The 15,601-nt window shown below is 65.4% G+C and carries 14 protein-coding genes; 5 read left to right on the top strand and 9 right to left on the bottom strand.

Features of this window, described 5'->3' with window-relative positions; all coding sequences use genetic code 11:
- The first annotated feature begins 93 nt into the window (after window positions 1–93).
- Window positions 94–1,185, top strand: coding sequence for a hypothetical protein (locus ING98_08480; protein MCA3101894.1), 1,092 nt, complete (start codon window positions 94–96; stop codon window positions 1,183–1,185).
- A 26-nt stretch (window positions 1,186–1,211) separates the two neighbouring features.
- On the opposite strand, the gene ING98_08475 is transcribed toward ING98_08480, so the two are convergent.
- From ING98_08475 to ING98_08455, 5 genes are all read right to left on the bottom strand, one after another.
- Window positions 1,212–1,973 carry a GGDEF domain-containing protein gene (locus ING98_08475; GenBank protein ID MCA3101893.1) on the bottom strand — a complete coding sequence of 254 codons (762 nt, stop codon included), beginning with the start codon at window positions 1,971–1,973 and terminating at the stop codon, window positions 1,212–1,214.
- 107 nt (window positions 1,974–2,080) lie between these two features.
- A complete protein-coding gene (locus ING98_08470) occupies window positions 2,081–3,367 on the bottom strand; it encodes a DUF3526 domain-containing protein (GenBank protein ID MCA3101892.1) in 1,287 nt (428 codons plus the stop codon).
- Window positions 3,364–4,800, bottom strand: coding sequence for a DUF3526 domain-containing protein (locus ING98_08465; GenBank protein ID MCA3101891.1), 1,437 nt, complete (start codon window positions 4,798–4,800; stop codon window positions 3,364–3,366). The genes ING98_08470 and ING98_08465 overlap by 4 nt, the downstream gene beginning before the upstream one ends.
- A complete protein-coding gene (locus tag ING98_08460; protein ID MCA3101890.1) occupies window positions 4,797–5,543 on the bottom strand; it encodes an ABC transporter ATP-binding protein in 747 nt (248 codons plus the stop codon). The genes ING98_08465 and ING98_08460 overlap by 4 nt, the downstream gene beginning before the upstream one ends.
- A gap of 119 nt (window positions 5,544–5,662) precedes the next feature.
- Window positions 5,663–6,343: a DUF1826 domain-containing protein gene (locus tag ING98_08455; protein MCA3101889.1), complete on the bottom strand. Its 681-nt coding sequence runs from the start codon at window positions 6,341–6,343 to the stop codon at window positions 5,663–5,665.
- A 110-nt stretch (window positions 6,344–6,453) separates the two neighbouring features.
- Between ING98_08455 and ING98_08450 the strand changes: the two genes are divergently transcribed.
- The gene (locus tag ING98_08450) at window positions 6,454–6,822 is read left to right on the top strand and encodes a transcriptional repressor (GenBank protein MCA3101888.1); all 369 of its coding nucleotides are present in this window, start codon (window positions 6,454–6,456) and stop codon (window positions 6,820–6,822) included.
- Between the two features lie 85 nt (window positions 6,823–6,907).
- On the opposite strand, the gene ING98_08445 is transcribed toward ING98_08450, so the two are convergent.
- Entirely contained in the window at window positions 6,908–8,452 is a 1,545-nt protein-coding gene (locus ING98_08445; protein ID MCA3101887.1) for a PepSY domain-containing protein, read from the bottom strand.
- 186 nt (window positions 8,453–8,638) lie between these two features.
- Here ING98_08445 and ING98_08440 point away from each other — a divergent pair, with 186 nt between their 5' ends.
- On the top strand, window positions 8,639–10,834 hold the full coding sequence (locus ING98_08440) for a TonB-dependent receptor (protein MCA3101886.1): 2,196 nt from the start codon (window positions 8,639–8,641) through the stop codon (window positions 10,832–10,834).
- A gap of 37 nt (window positions 10,835–10,871) precedes the next feature.
- On the opposite strand, the gene ING98_08435 is transcribed toward ING98_08440, so the two are convergent.
- The 3 genes from ING98_08435 to ING98_08425 form a co-directional block, all read right to left on the bottom strand.
- On the bottom strand, window positions 10,872–11,117 hold the full coding sequence (locus ING98_08435; protein MCA3101885.1) for a DUF1289 domain-containing protein: 246 nt from the start codon (window positions 11,115–11,117) through the stop codon (window positions 10,872–10,874).
- A gap of 32 nt (window positions 11,118–11,149) precedes the next feature.
- The gene (locus ING98_08430; GenBank protein MCA3101884.1) at window positions 11,150–11,599 is read right to left on the bottom strand and encodes a hypothetical protein; all 450 of its coding nucleotides are present in this window, start codon (window positions 11,597–11,599) and stop codon (window positions 11,150–11,152) included.
- A gap of 125 nt (window positions 11,600–11,724) precedes the next feature.
- A complete protein-coding gene (locus tag ING98_08425; protein ID MCA3101883.1) occupies window positions 11,725–12,633 on the bottom strand; it encodes an alpha/beta fold hydrolase in 909 nt (302 codons plus the stop codon).
- Between the two features lie 287 nt (window positions 12,634–12,920).
- On the opposite strand from ING98_08425, the gene ING98_08420 reads away from it, so the two are divergent.
- Window positions 12,921–14,147, top strand: a complete 1,227-nt coding sequence (locus tag ING98_08420) for a GTP-binding protein (GenBank protein MCA3101882.1) — start codon at window positions 12,921–12,923, stop codon at window positions 14,145–14,147.
- A gap of 326 nt (window positions 14,148–14,473) precedes the next feature.
- Window positions 14,474–15,514: a tripartite tricarboxylate transporter substrate binding protein gene (locus ING98_08415; GenBank protein ID MCA3101881.1), complete on the top strand. Its 1,041-nt coding sequence runs from the start codon at window positions 14,474–14,476 to the stop codon at window positions 15,512–15,514.
- Window positions 15,515–15,601: the final 87 nt, after the last annotated feature.

Raw genomic sequence — 15,601 nt, 5'->3', positions numbered from 1 at the left:
GAGATCAACCGCTGGCGCAAGGTTGCGCAGGAGACCGGGATCAAGCCCGAATGATCCCGGTACCTTCAGGAACCTGAGACAGGCACTTCGCACATGCAACTCAAACGCTCGACCCTGACTGCGATCAGGCTGCCCTACCCTCGCCCCATCCACTGGAAAGATACGGTGGAAGAAGGCTGCGAGTTGATGCTGCTGCGGCTTTTCACGGATGACGGCCTGGAAGGCGTCGCCGAGGGGGCGATCAAGCCGACCTGGACCGGCACGACGCGCAGGGCGCTCGTCGCGGTGCTCGAGGACATGCTGCTGCCGGCGCTCACGGGTGTTGACCTCTCGGATGTTCGAGCCGTGCGCCAGCGTCTCGCCCCGTTCCCGGAAAACCGGCTGGCGAAGGGACTCATCGACAGCGCGTGCTGGGACCTGCGCGCGCAGGCAAAGCGCATGCCGCTATGGCAGCTCTGGAAGGGCACGCCCGAAGTGCCCGTGTCGTGGACCGTGACCCGCGCGCCCCCGCTCGAGATGGCCAGGGAAGCGGCCACGATGGTCGAGCGTCACGGCTTCAGGACCCTGAAAATCAAGGGCGGGCAGGGTTTCGATGTCGATGCGAAGGCACTCGACGAGATACGCACGGCTGTGGGCACCGACGTCAGCTTCTATGTCGACGCCAATTGTGCCTATGCGCCCGAACAGACTGCAGCCTATGTGACGCTGATCGCGGACAAGGGCGCGACGCATGCAGAGGACCCGTGCGACCTGCGCCCCAATCGCTGGTTCGAAGAGACCCAGCGCGCCATGCCCATTCCATTCGTCGTGGACGGGCGCTGTCTGTCGATCGAAGACGCCGAGCTGTTCCTGGAACGCGGCGCGCGCTTCATCGGCCTCAAGGCGGCACGGGTGGGCGCGAGCATCGCCCTCGATATCGCGCACGCAGCCGATACGGCAGGGTGTGCAGTGAACGTGGGATTGCACGCGGAAAGCGCACTGGGCGCATTCGCCAGCCTCAACGTGGCCGCCGCATTTCCCCGGCGCGCCGCATCGCTGCCGGCCGAATCCACGTTCTTCCTGGCGTACGCGGATCAGATCACCACGCGGTCGCCCGAGATCAGCCAGGGTGTCGTGAGGCTGGACGACCTCGTGGGCCTCGCGAACATCGTCGACTGGCGTCGCGTCGAGCGCTACCGGATCTGATTCTTCGGGCGCTGGTCGAGTCGATCTCAGGCCGACTCGGCCAGCATCACGCGGTTCTTGCCCGACAGCTTGGCGCGGTACATCGCGCGGTCGGCACGGCTGAAAAGCTCGTCGAGCGTCTCGTCGCGATCGCCGCGCTCGGCCAGCCCGATGGTTGCGGTGCACGAGATGCCCTCGCCCGCTTCGGTGGCCACGCGCAGTGCGCCGATGGCCGCGCGCACGCGCTGGGCCACCAGCACCGCGTCCTCCAGGTCAGACCCGGGCAGGGCGATGCAGAATTCCTCGCCGCCCCAGCGGGCCGACAGGTCGGTGGCGCGCATCACGCCGCGGATCGTGCTGGCGACTTCGCGGAGTACGGCATCCCCTGCAGCGTGCCCATGGCGGTCGTTGATGCGCTTGAAGTCGTCCAGGTCCAGCAGGGCGACGGTCAGCGGCTTGCCAGTGCGCTCGGCGCCGATGAGCTCGCGGCGCACCATCTCGGCGAAACGCCGCCGGTTGAGCAAGCCGGTGAGTTCGTCGTTCCACGCCAGCCGCTGGGCGGTGGCCCGGGCGTCCTCGACCTCGTGCAGCAGCCGGAAGATGAGCAGGCTGACCGGCCAGGACACGGCAACGGGCACGACGGTGGCTATGACCAGGGCCTGGCCGAACATCCAGTCGGCGGGCGCGCCCAGCACGAAGCCGAGGGTGACCATCGCCCCCACCGACGCGCCGACGCTGCACAGCATCACGCTGGAGACCGAGAGCCAGACCGGACTGTTCAGGATGAAGGTTCTGGCCGAAGCGAACATGGGAGCATTATCGCCCCTGGCGCGGGAAAGTGAAGGACCCGGGCAGGCGCGACCTGCCCGACGCCCGATCCCGAGGCGCCGCTGCTTCCTGTCGAACCACCGGAGCGTCAGCGGCCCGCCGCTCGAGGGAAAAACTCCGGCAAGCCTTCGAAAGCGGCCGGTTCCAGGCGCTCGTCGCGAAACAGCTTCGGGTAGTAAAACTCTCGCAACGAGGCGTGAAAATCGCGCACCCGGGCCTCGTAGGCGAGCGACGCCCGCACGTCAGTCCTCGCCAGGACCTGAAGGGCACGTTCGAGCAGCACGGGCGGTGCGACGAGGGCGAGCCAACCGGCCAGCCGGTCGCGTTCCATGCGCCCGTCGGTGTAGGCCTCTGACAGCGCCTGCGCCTTCTGGTCACCCACCTGCTGGAAGGCGAAATACCATTTCCATTCGAACGGACGCTCGACCGCGGTGTAGGCCGCCCATTGCGGATGACGTTCGACGAAGGCCGCCATGGTGCTCGCCTTGGGCAGGTCCCAGCCGGCGTTCACCGCCTCGCGCTGGGTCATCACGATGTCTGCGCCGGACGGCATGGGCACTGCGCGGTCGATGGCGATGCGGCCGGCGGCCGGGACGACGACGCCCAGAAGGATCCACAGCGCCACCAGCGTAGCCAGGATCACTTCCGCGGTCTGCTGCCATGCCGCCAGGACGGCGCAGACCAGGGTCCAGAACAGCACGTAGGCGAACAGTAGCGCGCAGGCCGCGAGCAGCGTCGGTGCGGCGGTACCACTCAGCCCGGCGGCCACCACCAGCGGAAGCACAGCCGCGCTGTACACGACGGTGGCGCGCAGCCCGGCGCGAAGGCGCCACAACCGGCCGGAGTCTCCAGCGGCAGTCGCCACCAGCAGTTCATGCCGCCCGGCCACGCGCTCGCCGGCGCGCAGACCGTGCAGCAGCACGATCAGCACCAGGGGCAGCACGAAGGCCGCGAAGAACGCGAAGTCGAAGCGTCCGACCAGGGCCAGCACCGGATGACCGGCGTCGCGCTCGTGGATCTGGCCTTCCAGCGCCAGCATGCGCACACGGTGCTTCCACGCCGCATCGTCGCGTCGTCCGAGCGCGGCAAACGCGAACTCGGACGGTGGGTCGTAGGTCAGGTGGAAGCTGTGATAGACGGCGCTCCATTCCTTCCGCGTCTCGAGCACGGCCATGCGTTCGGCGCGATCAGCTTCGACGAGGTGGGCGATCGTGGCCTTCTGCCGATGGACTTCGTCGAGCCCCGCAGACACCGCCAGCACCGACAGGAAGAGCACGACAAGCCACCAGGCCCACGCCGACCGGTCACGCGCGAGGAAGGCCGCCTCGCGACGGAGCGCGGACCAGACGCTGGCGGACGCGGAGCGCGCGCTCATGGCTTCAGCCGTCCGCCGACCCACGCGCCAGCTCCGACCAGGAAAGCGAACCACGCACAGAGCATCAGCCACTGGGACTGCGACCGGGCGAGTCGGCTGCATGCCGCATCCGGCTCGAACGCGAAGCGGTCGAGCAACCGCCAGTGGCTGGCATCCACGCGCGTTCGCGCCTCGGCCTGTGCATCGCTGCTGCGACGGATGTCGTCGCTGAAGGACAGCTTTTCGGCATGTACCCGGTTCAGGCCCTGCACGAAGGCGAAGCGCAGGGCCTCGGCCTCCTGCAGGAAACGATGGTGGTGAGCGAGATCGGTGCCGGCAAGCGCACGCGACGCATCGGCCACTGCAAGCAGTGGCGTGAACCAGCCATGGCTGGCCAGCACGATCGCCTGGCGCGTTTCCGCCGCCATCTGCGCCCGGGCATAGGTATTCAGCGTGTCGGTGAGCTTCTGCTCGCTGGCCTGTGCAACGAGGCCACGCAGGTTCACCGGCAGGTCTTCGACGCGTTGCACGCCGTGTTCGGCCAGCAGCTCGGCACGCAACCGGGCAAAGGCAGGATCGTTCACGTTGTAGCCATCGCCCAGCTTGCGCAGGTCGGACAACATCACGAGGTCGGTCTCGAGCTTGCCGGCCATCGGCGCGGCGTTCGAAGTCGCACTGACGGCAACGGCGGGCAGCACCAGGGTCAGCACGACCCACAGCGTTGCCAGCGCCGCGAGCACGGCCGTGCGGCGCCTGAGCAGCGCCGAGGCGAGCAAGGCCAGTGCACCCCAGATCGACAGGTACAGCAGGTAGACACCCACCAGGGCCACCGCAGCCAGTGGCGGATCGCCATCACGCACGGCCAGGGCTGCGCTCAGCGCGAGCGGCAATGACATCAACACGATGACGGACAGCAGCGCAGTCGCCTTGCCCGCAAGCAGCAGCCGACCGGGCGCGCCCTGCGCAAGCAGGGTTGCCAGCGTGCCGGCCTCGCGTTCGCGGGCGATCAGGCCATGCCCCAGCAGGATCACCAGCAGGGGACCGAACAGCTGGTACACCATCGCGGGGCTCAGCCAGCTGAAGCCCCCGAGATCCGCGCTGGCACCGGATGGCGCGAACATGGGCGTGTTCTGCCGGTGGCCTTCGAGGAAGATCGACTGTCCGGTCACGGGATCCAGCCCCGGGTCGAATCCAGCCAGGGGTGTCGGCGTGCGAAACACGTAGTGCCCGTAGTGCACCATGCGATGCGGGTGGCGGGCGGGTTGCGCCAGGAAGGCTGCCTCGGCCTTGGCCTGGTGGTGCGCGCGCTCGGCGGCCTCACCCTGCATCCGCAGCGTGGTGACCGCCGTGGTCGCAAGCAGCAGCCCCGCCATCAGCAGGGCGCCGCCCAGCGCCAGCCGTGAACGCAGCCAATAGCGCCATTCGGCGCCGGCGATCACCCGCAGGCGTTTCATGCTGCGGCCCGGGATGAGAACGCGCGATGCACGGTCTCGGTGTCGATGCGGCCCCCGGGAGGCGCTTCGAACTGGGCCACCAGGTGCCCGCCATGCAGCAGGCCGATGCGATCCGCCACCTGGCAGGCGCCGTAGACATCGTGCGTCACCATCAGTATGGCCTTGCCGGCATCGGCAAGGCCGCGCACCAGTCCGTGGAATTCGTCGATGGCCGTGGGATCCAGCCCGGACGTCGGTTCGTCCAGCAGCAGGATGCCGGTGTCGCGAAGGATGGCCAGGGCAATGGCCACCTTCTGGCGCATGCCCTTGGAATAGCCTCGCAACTTGAGGCCTCTCGCCTCGGCACCCAGCGAGACACGGTCAAGCGCCAGGTCGATCTCGTCCGCGCTGCATCGCATGCCGGCCAGCTGCAGGAAATAGTCCAGGTTCTCGCGGGCATCGAGATGCTCGTACAGCGAGGCCGCTTCCGGCAGGTAGGCGATGGCGCGGCGGGCAGCCGCCAGATCGGAACCGACATCGAGGCCATCGACGACAACCCGGCCGCTGGCGGCGGGCACGAAGCCGAGGAAGGCGGCCAGGGTCGTCGACTTGCCTGCACCGTTGCCGCCCAGAAGCCCGTAGACCTCGCCGCCCGCCACCTTGAAGCTCACGCCAGACAGCACTTCCTTCCCGGATCGAAGCACGCGCAGCTGTTCGGCCTGCAGCTTCAGCCTGTCGGAAAGGGGCTTGACACTTGGATTCATCTGCACCTCGGTTGAGGGGGACTGGACAGGGTGCAAGGCAACAGTTGCGGGACTCCGAGTATCGAAATCGGAACGCGCGACCGTAGGCTGTGGCCAGGATGGTCTCGCGCATCCAGGACTCAGTCGTCCATCCACAATCCATCGATTGCAAGGAGCACGCGTGGCGCCTCATCGGCGGTCACTGCAGGGGACCGATGGATGGCGCCCAGGCGCTCATTGCCTGGCCAGGCACAGCCCTTGAGCAGCACGAGGTCGAAAGGTGCGGCTTGAAGAATCCCCGCCGCATCCTGTGCCAGGCCGGAAGACGGGTCGGCCGGCCAGTCCGCGCCTGCGCCGGGTTTTCCGCGATCGGCCGCACGATCATCCAGCCACTCGGTCGCCGCGCCCCGATACGTGCACAACAGGCGCAGTCCGACCTTGTCGACATGGAATCGAGGGCACATGGCCCGGCTGATCAACTCGAGCCGAACGCCCATGGCGGGACAGCCGATCAGGTCCGCGAAAAGTTCCTGCAGGCCCGCGACGTCCACCCCGACAGCGTCGGCCAGTGGACTGTCCGGCAGGCCGTGCGCGGGGCCACCCTCAGGCGCAGGCACCCGGGTTCGGAAGCCGTTCACGAGTTGCCCCTGGCGGGCAAGAAGATCGAGGCGCCGTGATATGTCCGGGTCAGGCTCGCGCCTGAGGCACACCACCTGGACTTCGGGATCGAACACGCATGCCAGATCGGCAGGATCTGAAACGAACCTGGATGCACCAACGCCTGCCGTGCGATGGAAGGGCAGGAAAGACGGATCGTTCACTGCGCCAAGCCTGCGAACTGACTCATGGTCGGTGTGATTCTTAATGATATGGCCATCTCATTAGAGGATGATACATTGGAAATGTCAACGAATGCTCAGGCAACTGCACGATGGAAAGAAACACGCGCCAGCGCGCTGCGATCCTCGACGCCATCTCGCGTGCCGGTCGTCCGTTGCTGCCCAGGGAAGTCCTCGCCGCCGCGCAACGAACGACGCCCGGGCTCGGCATCGCGACCGTGTATCGGAATCTCAAGGCGATGCTTGCCGAGGGGCAACTCAACGCTGTCGAGTTGCCTGGGGAGAACGCTCGCTTCGAGAAGAGCGGAAGCCAGCATCACCACCACTTCCAGTGCATCCACTGCCAGCGCGTCTACGACGTGAGCGGCTGCCCAGGAGACCTCTCCCGGCTGGCGCCGCCAGGCTTCGCGGTTGACGGCCATGAATTGACGCTGTACGGTCGTTGCAAGGAATGCCTCTAGCAGGGAAGGCTGGACAACTCATCTCGCTGTAGCGGCGTCATTGCAGGCGCAGGAGCGACGCAGACGCACCCGACCGACCCGGTTCTCAGGGCCCGCGCGCCTCGCGCCGGGCTACACGGCGCGGACCCCGCAGCCGCCGCCAACCTATTGCAACTGCCGTGATGCTCGCGGCAAGCCCGCCGGCGCTCGCGGACACGATGACCACATCCCATAAAGGGCGATAAGCGTACAGGCCGGGGAAGTCGAGGCTGTGCAGCGCGTTGAACAGCCAGCGGTAGGCGCGACGCGAGCGATCCATACGGTCGACGACGCGTCCGGTCGCCGGATCGATGTGATACCAGGTCGCTGCAGGGTCATCGAAGCGAACCCTCAATACCGGCAGCACGCGCAAGCCCCGGCGCGAATAGTGATACGTGTCGTAGCGATCGAGCATCGACCATTCGACGATCCGGTAGCCGGGCATCAGGCTTGTCGCGGCTTCGACGAGCGTGGAGACCGGGATCGCGGGCAGCGCTGTGCAGGGCTGCCCAGCGCGTATCGCCCGAGTGGTGCCGACCACTGAACGTTCGATCAGCCACATCGTGCCCGAGACGAACGCCAGGTCGATCTCGGCAGTCGGGGCAGTAGACGCAGATGGCGCTCCCGGACCGTCGCACCTGCCGCTGCGTGATCGAGCGCCGTCGGTCGCTGACACATCGACCGCAGACCAGGCAAGAGCCTCGAGCCCGCGTATGCCCGAGAAAGCAACCAAGGCATCGCGCGTCGGGGTCGGTGTCGCGAAAACCCGCCCGGGATTCATCGACAGCAGCCCGCTCGCGATCCAGGCAACGATGAACAAGGCGAACACGAGGCTGGTCCAGTGATGCCACGCCATCCAGCCACGGTAGGGGGAGAGGACGCCACCGCTGGCGCGGCGCCGCCACCGCATGCGCCATACGCCGAGCACCGCGCCCGTGGCCGCCGCCGCCAGCGCGCCCGCCGATACCCAGATGACCGTCTGCCGCCACGCTTCCGGGCGTTCACGCAGGATTGTCGGATAGATCCAGTGCGGAACCGATCCAAGCCAGTTCCAGAAGCGCTCGTTGCGTGTCGTGTCACGCACGACTTCACCTGTGCGACCAGACACATAGAGGACCGTACCCGGCGCATCGGCCATGGCCACCCTGTACAGCGGTCGGTGCGCATCGAGGACCTGGGGAACCGTCCACTGATCGTTGTGGATACGCTTGATCCCGGAAGGATCCGCGCCACTCCCCGAGCGCGCTGCAAAGGCACTGGCCACAAGCGACGCGACCTCGGCGTCGACGCCAGCAATCAGTGCGCCGCTGCTCGCGTCCACCACGCTCCAGCGACCGCTCCAGTCCAGGAAACGGTAAACCGGCCGCTCCAGCAACATGCCCAGACGCGCCTCGCGCGGAAACTCCACCAGGCCCGCTGCGGACAAGGCCTGCGCAGGCAGGATACGCACGGCCTCGGCGTTCAGTGGGAGCAGGCCGCCGACACGCTCAGGCTCGGTCAATCGCGGGTAAGGGACATAGATCATGACCACGCCCGAAGCAAACCAGGTCGCGAACAACAGGCAGAACGCGACACCCAGCCACCGGTGCAGCAGGATCAGCCAGCGCTTCATCGATGACCGCACCGCAGGCGCGACACACACTTGCATGTCCCGGCGCCGAAATGATATCTTCAATACATGCACCTTAGTTGCATTAAGGAAACGCGATCCTATCTCAACCCGATGGCTGCCGCGAATGTTCGCGGTGTTCGCTGGCTGGAAGCCAGGCCGTCGAACCTGCCCCGGAACGCCCTTCCCATGAAAAAGCCCATCCTGCGCGGTCTCAGCCGCCATTCACAGTACGCCTTGCTGCTGCTCGCGCTGCCGTCACTCGCCCACTCACAGGAACGTTCACTGAAGGAAGTGGAGATCCGCGGGACGCGCGCCACCGAGCGCATCGAACTGGACCAACCAAGCGCCGTTGGCAGCCGAATCGGGCTCACCCCGCGCGAGACGCCGGCGAGCGTGGAAATCCTCGATCAGGAAACAATCCAGCGCCTGGGCGCGCGCACGCTCACCGAAGCCATGGCCCTGGCCGCAGGCGTCACGACCGGCGTTCCCGGGGGTGCGCCGGGAGTGGTTTCGATGCGTGGCTTCACGGGAAACGCCATCACCTACCTTTTCGACGGCACCCGGATCCAGGGCGCCTCGATGACTGCGCGGCCGATGGACTCCTGGAACTTCGAGCGGGTCGAGATCCTTCGCGGCCCGGCCTCGGTGCTCTATGGCGAGGGCGCGCTCGTAGGCGCGATGAACTTCGTTCCCCGCCGCCCCAACCGGGAGGTCGCGACCGCTGAAGCGCTGGTCAGCTACGGAAGCTTCGACACACTGCGCACCGCAGCAGGCATCGGCGGGGCACTCGGCAAATCAAGCGCGTTTCGCATCGACTTCAGCCGAAACGCCACCGGCGGCTTCATCGACCGGACGCGCGGCGAGATGCTCAATCTGACGAGCGGTGTGAGCACCGATTTCGGCAGCGGGGTGCGACTCGATCTGTCATTCGACTACGCGAAGGACGATTTCCAGGGCTATTGGGGCACCCCGATCATTCCCGCGTCGGTCGCACGCAACCCGACCGGTCTGGTCAATGACGCGCGGGGTTGGGTGTTCGACCGTGCGCTCGAGCGGACCAACTACAACGTGACCGACAACGTTTTTCGCAGTGATTCAGTGATCGGCCGGGCGAAACTCACATGGCGCGCAAGCGAGGCCATCACGCTTCGCAACGAGTTCTATTATTACAAGTCGGATCGACGGTGGAAGAACGCCGAGGCATACACCTTCAACACCGGGGCGAACCTGATGGACCGCTCCCTGGTGCAGATCGACCACGACCATACGCTGGTAGGCAACCGGCTTGATCTGACCCACCGCGGCGAGCTGTTCGGCCTGCGCAACCGGTTCGTCGGCGGTGCAGAGGTCAGCTTCACCCACTTCACCAACCCGCGCCGATTCAGCAACGGAAATCCGGTTGCAATGCGCACCAGCGTCTTCGATCCGGCGCCGGGCTTCTATCCGGGTGATCCTGCGCTCTTCTCGGGCGCCGGCAATCAGACGGACTTCACCACCAAGATTCCCGTCTACTCGGTGTTCGCGGAGAACGCGATCAACCTGAGCCCTGCCTGGATCGCGCTCGCGGGCGTGCGTCATGAGAGCATCACGGTCGATCGCACGGTGGTCGATCTCGCCCCGGGTGTCGCCAGACAGGAATTCTCGAGGACCTACTCGCCGACCTCCTGGCGACTGGGTACGGTCTACAGCATCACGCCCACGACACAGCTGTACGGTCAGTACAGCAACGCGGTCGCTCCAGTAGCCACGGTACTGCTGATTTCCCAGGCCAACTCGCTGTTTCCACTGACCCGCGGCACGGCGTTCGAGGTCGGCATGAAGCAGAGTGTCCTGGGCGATCGCGTCGAATGGACGCTCGCGCTGTATGACATCGAACAGACCAACGTGACCACGCGCGACCCTGCCAACCCGAACGTCACGACCAACGTCGGCAAGCAGTCCTCGCGCGGCGTCGAACTGGCCGCTGCGGTCCGGGCGACCCGCCAGTTGACGTTCTCCGGAAGCCTGGCGCTGGTCGACGCCCGTTTCGACACGTTGATCGAGGCAGGAAACGCCAACCGGGCTGGCAACACCCCGCCGAACGTTCCTGACCGGGTGGCCAACGCCCGCATGACCTACCGCTTCTCCGGGATGCCGGTCGAGATCGGCGCCGGCGTGCGTCATATCGGTGCCTTCTACACCAACAACTCGAACACTACGCGGGTGAACGATGCGACCCTGTTCGACGCGTTCGCCGGATGGCGGGTCGGCAACGGGACTCTCGGGGTGCGCGTGCGCAACATCGGCGATCGGCTCTGGGCAACGTGGACCGGCGCCAGCCAGAATCAGGTCATCCTGGGCGAGCCACGCAGCTTCGAACTGTCTTTCCAGGCGGCGTTCTGACGGCCCCACCCGGTATCCGACACGCGCGAGAGGCGCGTCAGCGTGGCCGTACGCCGGGCATGCGCCTGGGAGAGAGCTCCGCTGAAGATGCAGGGCCCGCTGCTTCCTGACCGATCCGGCTCAGTCTCGTCTTCAGCTCGCTCTCGATCACGCTCCTGGCGTAGGGCTTCATCGCCTTCCAGTCGTGGCATTCCTCGCGGGTGCGCCCACATCCCAGGCACCAGCCCTTCGGGCCCGAGAAATCACAGACATCCACGCATGGACTCTTCTTTTTCTGCTTCATCAACAGCACTCTCAGCGTAATGCCCTGGGGGGTCAGGCCTTCCCTTCCAGCTGGCTCAAGGTCTTGTCGACTGCACCTTCAAGCTCCCTGAGCTGATTGAACTCCTGCAGCAACCGCTGCTCCAGTGCCTTGAAGTTCAGCGGCAGGCTGCGTTCGCAGACAGTGTATCCCTTGCCAACGAGCCGGTAGCCTTTCCAGCCCTGAATACGGCCGCGCTCGGAATCGATGAGCGCTTCGATGAATCGCTGCTGAGACGGACAATCCTCCTCGGCGTGCAGGGAGATCGGGAACGCCTTCTGTCGAAAATGGGCATCCTCGATGAAGGTTTCGAAATGGACGCCACCCTGGTTGGCGTTGTACCAGTTGGATTTGTACAGCTGCAGGTACGAACCGCGGTTGAATATCTCCCAGCCATCCTCGAACCAGGCGGCTTGCCTCAGCATTTTTTCCAGGTTGCGGAAGACTGCCTTGACGTCTTTCATGATCAATCCTCCTCAGGGTGGGGCTGCCCGTTTCAACGGCTCCCGACCGGATTTCGTTGCGCAGCGACGCCCCCCCTGTGCACGGCCCGGACGGCATATCCTGCAGCCGATCACCCACTGCGGCTTCAGAGATACTCGCGCATCCAGTCGCGGCCCGCTTCCCCGGCGATCGCCAGATGGTCAAGATTCTCATAGATAGACATGTGTGATGCGCCTCCGCCGATCTGGACGAGCTTCTTCCGCGGGCACGGGATCCGGTTGAAGTAGGGCACCTCTATCTCGGTCATCGTGATGTCGTCGTAGGCCGAGGTAATCATCAACGTCGGCGTGTAGATGATCCGTTCCAGGTAGGGCGCGATATCGTAGGCGAGCACGTACTCGGCCGACTGCACGGTCGTCCAGTGCTCATGATTGGGGGCGGTCGTCTCCTTGAACTTCTTGAATACGGGCCAGGTCTCAGGCGCCGGAAACGTGGATGCTGCTTCGTGCGGATGGGCGGAGTGGAGAATCCGGCCATGCTCGCCGGTGAGGAAACGTTGGCGCCGGTCGGACTCGATCAGTGCCATGAACTCGCGAAACCCCACGTTGCTCATCGATCTGCGCATGTTGTACAGGCCGTTGCACATCGGCACGATCGAAACGATCGAACGAACCCGAGAGTCTAGTGCGCCAACGGCCAGCACATGCGCACCCGAGTAGGAAATTCCCCAGATGCCGATGCGGCTGCAATCGACATCCTTGCGCGTCTCTGCATATGAAATGGCGTTTCGGTAATCCTCGATCTGCTCCCATGGATTGATGTGCTGGCGCGGCGTACCGTCACTCTCACCGAGGTTTCTATAGTCGAACACCAGGCAGGCGTACCCTGCTTCGACGAAGTACTTCGCATACTCGGGCTGGATCAGCTCCTTCACATAGCACCAACCGCCTCCCATGACGATCGTCGGATGCGGGCCGACGCCACCAGCCGGCTTGTAAAAGTCCGCCCTCAGCGTGACGCCTTCACTCTTGAACTCCACCAGTTCCTTGTTCATCGAACATGCTCTCCCTGGGTGTTATCGCAAACGCATTCCCGTCGCGGACATGCTTCGTAGATGCAGGCGGAAGAAAGTCTTCCTTTATGCAACTGTGTTGCTTATATTAACGCGGGCAGGACGTTAACGCCAACCTGGGCGTTCACTGCGAAGCCCTTCCGTCCTCGGTTCTGCAGCGGGCATCTTTTCTTTCTGGGCCGCCGCCCATCGATGCGCGCCGCTTCGCCGAGTGCGGTCACAGATGCCCAACGGCGCCGACGACGCCTTGCCCGGAAGCCCTGACGACGATGAACCCAGCCAACCATGACGAGATCCCGAAGACGCCCCCGTCGTCGCTCGTGCCCGTGACCGTCCTGACCGGATTCCTCGGCAGCGGCAAGACGACGTTGCTCAATTCCCTGGTGCAGCAGCCCGCACTTCACGATGCGCTGGTTGTCATCAACGAGTTCGGCGAGATCGGGCTTGACCACCTTCTGGTGGCCCACACCGACGAGACCATCATCGAGATGAGCAGTGGATGTCTTTGCTGCACGATCAGGCAGGATCTGGTGAAGACGCTGCGCGACGCGACCTGGCGGTTCGCCCGCCAGGGAAGTCGCCTGTTCCGGCGGGTAGTCATCGAATCCACCGGCCTCGCCGACCCAGCGCCGATCCTGCACACGCTGATGACCGACCCTTACCTGGTCGATCACTATCGGCTGGACGGCGTGGTGACCACCATTGATGCGACCAGCGCCGAGGCGAGCCTGGACGCCCACCCGGAGGCGATCAAGCAGGCCGCTGTCGCCGACATACTGCTGATTACCAAGACTGATCTGGTCGACGCCGGGACGCTCGAGCGGGTACGGGTCCGTTTGCGCGGCGTCAATCCGGGTGCGCCGCATCTGGTGAGCGCGCACGGTGCGGTGGCGGCCGAAGCGGTACTCAACCTTGGTCTGTTCAACATTTCAGGAAAGATTCCGGATGTCGCCCGATGGCTGCACGAGGAACGCTATCGCGTGCCGGATGCGCATGCGCACGACGAAAGTGACCACCACGATCATGCACATGCACATGCACATGGACATGAGCATGTGCCGGGCGTGACGCCGTCGCGCGCTGAGTCAGGCAGGCGGATAGCAGGCGGCCCCGAACCCTTAACCGCTGAGGACCCCGTTCATCACCACGACGTCAATCGCCATGACGACAGGATCCGTGCCTTCTGCTTCACGTTTGACCGTCCGATCGACAAGCGGGCGTTCGAACAGTGGTTTGCCGTGCTGGTGCGTCTGAAAGGAGAGCAGTTGCTGCGTATCAAGGGCATCCTGAATCTCGAGGGCGACGACACGCCTACCGTCATACACGGCGTGCAGCATGTATTCCATCCTCCGGTGCTGCTGCCTGCGTGGCCTTCCAGCGATCGGCGCACCCGCATCGTCTTCATTACGCGTGATCTGACGCGCGAGGTCATCGAGAACATGTTCATCTACTTCGTGCCGCCGGTGAGCATGCCGCCCGATGCGCGTCTCGGCTAGCCGCTTGACGACCGTGCCCGCGTCGTTGCCGAAACGCGGGCTCCGGCCTGCCTGAATGCGCACGGCGTGCGCGAAATCCTGCATGTGCGGCGGCTCAGCCAGACACCAGCGAGGAAGATCGTTTGGCGCGCGGCGGCAATCGCGAGCCGCATACGGCCGTCCGAGCCGGACGGCAGCGACCAGGGCAAGTCGATATCTTTTCGAGGCCCGGGCGTTACAGGAGGGCCGCGATGACTTGCAGATCGCCAACGGCATGGAAATCCGGTAAGAGCAGGTCGAGCGGGCAACAAGACCCCGCGTCTGCACCCGCAACGAGGAGGTTACCGATGGTGTCCATGCGCTCCGGGCTGTGTGCCCCGCTTCTTGCTGCGATCCTCGCCACCGCTTTCAACGCAGTCACCACCGTTCCTGTACAGGCCCAGACACCGACACAGCCCCCGGCCCAGCCCCAGACCCAGGCTCAGACCCAGTCCTGGCCGGCCAGGCCGATCCGCCTGGTCGTGCCCTTCCCGCCCGGGGCCAGCAACGACGTGCTGTCCCGCATCACAGCGCAGGCGATGAGCCCCGGGCTCGGTCAGCAGATCGTCGTCGAGAACCGTCCGGGCGGCGGCGGCATCGTCGGCTCCGAGGTCGTCGCCCGGTCGCCCGGCGATGGCTACAGCATGCTCAACATCCAGGCGTCCTTCGTCGCCAACGCCGCGCTGCGGCCCCGGCTGCCCTACGAACCGATCGCCGACTTCGCCTATGTCGGGATGATGGCGCGCGGCCCGCTGCTGATGGTGGTGCATCCGTCGCTGCCGGTGAAGAACCTGCGCGAGTTCCTCGCGCTGGCGAAATCGAAGCCCGGGCTGGTCAACTACGGCTCGACCGGCACCGGCAGCCACAACCACATGGCCACGGAACTTTTCAGGCGCATGGCGGGCATCGACATCATCCACGTGCCTTACAAGGGGGCGGCACCGGCGCTGACCGACCTGATGGGCGGTCACATCCAGCTGGTGATGACCAGCCTGCCTTCGGCGATGACCCAGGTCCAGGCCGGCCGCATGAGGGCGTTGGGCGTGGCCAGCGAGACACGCACCGGTTTCATGCCGCAGGTGCCGACCATCGCCGAGGCCGGCGTGCCCGGCTACGTGGCAGAGTTCTGGTGGGGCCTGGTGGTTCCGGTGAAGACGCCGGCCGAGATCACCGCGCGGCTGGGCAGCGAACTCGCCAGGGCGTTGCAGTCCACCGATCTCAGACAGAGCTTCGCCGGCGAGGGCGCGGAACCGGCGACAATGGGCGGCGAGGCGTTCCAGCGCTTTGTTTCCAACGAGATCAACCGCTGGCGCAAGGTTGCGCAGGAGACCGGGATCAAGCCCGAATGATCCCGGTACCTTCAGGAACCTGAGACAGGCACTTCGCACATGCAACTCAAACGCTCGACCCTGACTGCGATCAGGCTGCCCTACCCT

This window comes from Rhodocyclaceae bacterium, assembly GCA_020248265.1.
In the GTDB taxonomy this organism is placed as follows: domain Bacteria; phylum Pseudomonadota; class Gammaproteobacteria; order Burkholderiales; family CAIKXV01; genus CAIKXV01.
This window is presented reverse-complemented; position numbering and strand designations above follow the sequence as displayed.